The organism is Streptomyces amritsarensis, assembly GCF_001953875.1.
GTDB classification, from domain to species: Bacteria; Actinomycetota; Actinomycetes; order Streptomycetales; family Streptomycetaceae; genus Streptomyces; species Streptomyces amritsarensis.
In genome coordinates this window covers 1-2,860 of record NZ_MQUR01000191.1, presented here as the reverse complement: position 1 = coordinate 2,860, position 2,860 = coordinate 1, and the positions used below count along the sequence as shown (strand labels likewise).

Genomic DNA, 2,860 nt, shown 5'->3' with positions numbered 1-2,860 from the left:
GTGCGCCGGCCCGCGGGCCGGCGCACGCGGGTGGAGCCCCGGATCGGCTGTCCGTCCACGCGCGGAGCTTCACCGGGTGCGGACCACCGTCACCGGTACGCCCGGATGCGGGGCTGCCGGGTCGGGCCGGCCGGTGACGGTCCGCTCCACCCGGCCCCCGGGCGGCGGCGGGCCGGGCGGGGCGGGCCGTCCAATCACCCGAAGCTTCGCCGGTGTTCCCTGGTCTGCTGCGCCGGGATGTCGCGCAGTCGGCGGGCAGGGGGCCGACCCGGGTCGGTCCTGCGTGGGTCCTCGTCACCGGATCGGGCTGCGGTCTGGTCGGGTTGCGCGGGCGCAACCGCCGGGACGAGCGCGATCGCAGCGATGGACGCCGCCACCACGACGAGGATGATTGCAATGCTCACGGACATGAATCCCGCCTTTCGCCTTGACCTTTACACCTTGTGGCTACTCAGCGTTTCCACTGTCGACCGCTTTAAACACGTTAAGTGACATCAAGCTCGGCTGTGTCACTTCTTCCCGCAGGTGAACCTCACCGGCCCGCCGCGTGCGCTCATCTTCCGGTAGGGGCGGGTGCGTTCGCGCATGATGCCGGCCTCGCTCCCGACCTGCGGAACCGCCTGGACCCGTGGCAGGAGCCGTTGTCGGTGAGGACTCGCTCGACGCTGATGCCGGCCCCGGGGCTAGGGTTCAGTTCACGTGCTTGTCGAACCACTCGACCAGCTGTTCGGGGTACTCGGAGAAGTAGTTGTAGCCGTCCCAGCGCCGGGTGCTGCCCTCGATCCAGAACAGCTTCTTGTCGCCGACGGGAACGGCGTCGAAGATCGCCTGCACGTCGGAGGGCTTGGTCAGTGCGTCGTCATGCACCTGGGTGATGAAGGTGGGCACCTGGCAGTTCTTGGCGTACTCGATCGGCGACACCTCGTCGATGGTGAAGCTGAGGTTCAGTTCCACCTCCCGGTCCACGGCCTCGAACTGGTCCGCGATCCCCATCGCCTCAAGGTTGCGCTCGACCATCGCGCGCATCGAGATCGGCTGGATGGCGACCAGGGCGTGCACGTCCGCGAAGAGCTCCGGATGCCGGGTCATCGCCATGAACGTGGCGTTGGCGCCCATGCAGCGGCTGAGCAGGCCCACCTTCATGGTGGCCGTGTCGGGGCGGGATCTGGCGTACCGCAGCGAGCCGGCCACGTCACGGGACTCGAACCGGCCCCAGGTGAAGATGAAGCCGTTGGCGTCGCCGCTCTGGCCGTGGTTGCGTGCGTCGTAGGTCAGCACGTTGTAACCGGCCTCATGCAGGTGCTGGTACTCCCGCATGTAGTTGACCTCGATGGTGTTGCCGGGGACGAACTGCCACGGGGGCAGGTGCGAGGGGAAGCCGTAGCGGTTCATGGGCATCGGGTGGTTGGCGATGATCAGCTTGTCCGAGCCCGGGCAGGGGATCCACCACGCTTCCAGCGGGGTGCCATCCAGGGACGGGAACGTGACGTCCTCGTACGCCATCCCGTACTCGTCCGGCGTGTGCAGGATCGGCGCACGCACCGGGCTGCTGAGGCCCTTCGCCAGACCCTTGACCATCTCCGAAATATCCGCCATGACAGTATCTCTTTCTCTTTCTGTTTCGTGGTGAGATCGTCTGATATCTCCTTCGGCCATAAGAACGTAACTTTCGGGCTGGGGAGAAGCCACTGGTGAAAGGTGTACTGCCAGGGCACCCCTCCTTCCGGGATGGCTGCGAGACGTCGCCCTAACCTGGAAACCGTGGACAACGCAGCCGAGACCCGGGAGTTTCTGACCTCCCGCCGCGCCAGGATCAGCCCGCAGCAGGTGGGGTTGCCCGCCCATGGCCGCCGTCGGGTACCGGGACTGCGGCGCGCAGAGGTCGCACAGCTCGCCGGGGTCAGCGTCGAGTACTACTCGCGGCTGGAGCGCGGTGACCTGTCCGGAGTGTCGGACCAGGTCCTTGACGCCCTCGCTCGGGCGCTGCGGCTGAGTGAGGACGACCGCACCCATCTGGAGGATCTGGCCCGCGCCGCCGGTCCGGGACGTCGACGCCGACGCCGGGCCGCCGCCGCCTCGGTGCGGCCGAACCTGCAGCGTCTGCTGGACTCCATGGCCTGCCCGGCGTTCGTCCTGAACGGCCGTGGTGACGTCCTGGCCGCCAACAGCCTCGGTCGTGCCCTGTACGCCCCCATGATCGAAGCTGCCGGGGGCGCCACCCCCAACCACGGCCGGTTCATATTCCTGGACCCCCGCTCCCGCCAGTTCTGGGGCGACTGGGAAAGCGCCGCCGACAACCTGGTCGCCCTCCTGCACGCCCAGGCCGGCCGCGACCCCTACGACAAGGACCTCACCGACCTCATCGGTGAGCTGTCCACCCGCAGTGACGATTTCCGTACCCGCTGGGCCGGCCATGACGTGCGCCAGTACCACCAGGGCGCCAAAGCCATCCACCACCCCGTGGTCGGCACCCTTCACCTGACCTACGAGTCCCTCGACCTGCCCGCCGACGGCCTCATCCTGTTCGCCTACGGCGCCGAGCCGGGCAGCGACTCCGAAGACGCGCTGCGCATCCTGGCCAGCTGGGCCGCCGACCACGTCCCCGCGCCGGCCGAGCGCTCCCCCGGTAGGACGAGCAGCGTTCGGCAGGACGCTCACCACACCGACGGCTCACCGGAACCGTGAAGGCAGCACAGCGACCCTCAGGAGAGGACGGCGCCGGGCCCTGACCTCCGCCTGTCCACGACCTCTACGCGGAGGCCGGGAGCGCTTGGTCGGATCGAGATCACCGTCGACAACGCTCGTGGTCAATCAACCTAGTAGTGCTTCGTTACGTTGGGTGATCTTGCCTGCGCGTGGG

At 68.1% G+C, this 2,860-nt stretch carries 3 protein-coding genes; 1 reads left to right on the top strand and 2 read right to left on the bottom strand.

Annotated elements, in window-relative coordinates:
- Window positions 1-194 precede the first annotated feature (194 nt).
- Both AVW11_RS37275 and AVW11_RS35355 read right to left on the bottom strand, forming a co-directional pair.
- Complete coding sequence (locus tag AVW11_RS37275) at window positions 195-404, bottom strand: hypothetical protein (RefSeq protein ID WP_143568944.1); 210 nt, start codon at window positions 402-404, stop codon at window positions 195-197.
- A 286-nt stretch (window positions 405-690) separates the two neighbouring features.
- Window positions 691-1,596 carry an alpha/beta hydrolase family protein gene (locus AVW11_RS35355; RefSeq protein WP_076047070.1) on the bottom strand — a complete coding sequence of 302 codons (906 nt, stop codon included), beginning with the start codon at window positions 1,594-1,596 and terminating at the stop codon, window positions 691-693.
- A 165-nt stretch (window positions 1,597-1,761) separates the two neighbouring features.
- On the opposite strand from AVW11_RS35355, the gene AVW11_RS35350 reads away from it, so the two are divergent.
- A complete protein-coding gene (locus tag AVW11_RS35350) occupies window positions 1,762-2,685 on the top strand; it encodes a helix-turn-helix domain-containing protein (protein ID WP_076047069.1) in 924 nt (307 codons plus the stop codon).
- Window positions 2,686-2,860 lie beyond the last annotated feature (175 nt).

What these genes read in the sequence shown, in the direction of transcription:
- AVW11_RS35355 (WP_076047070.1), bottom strand. Translation starts at nt 1,596, where the DNA reads ATGGCGGATATTTCGGAGATGGTCAAGGGTCTGGCGAAGGGCCTCAGC.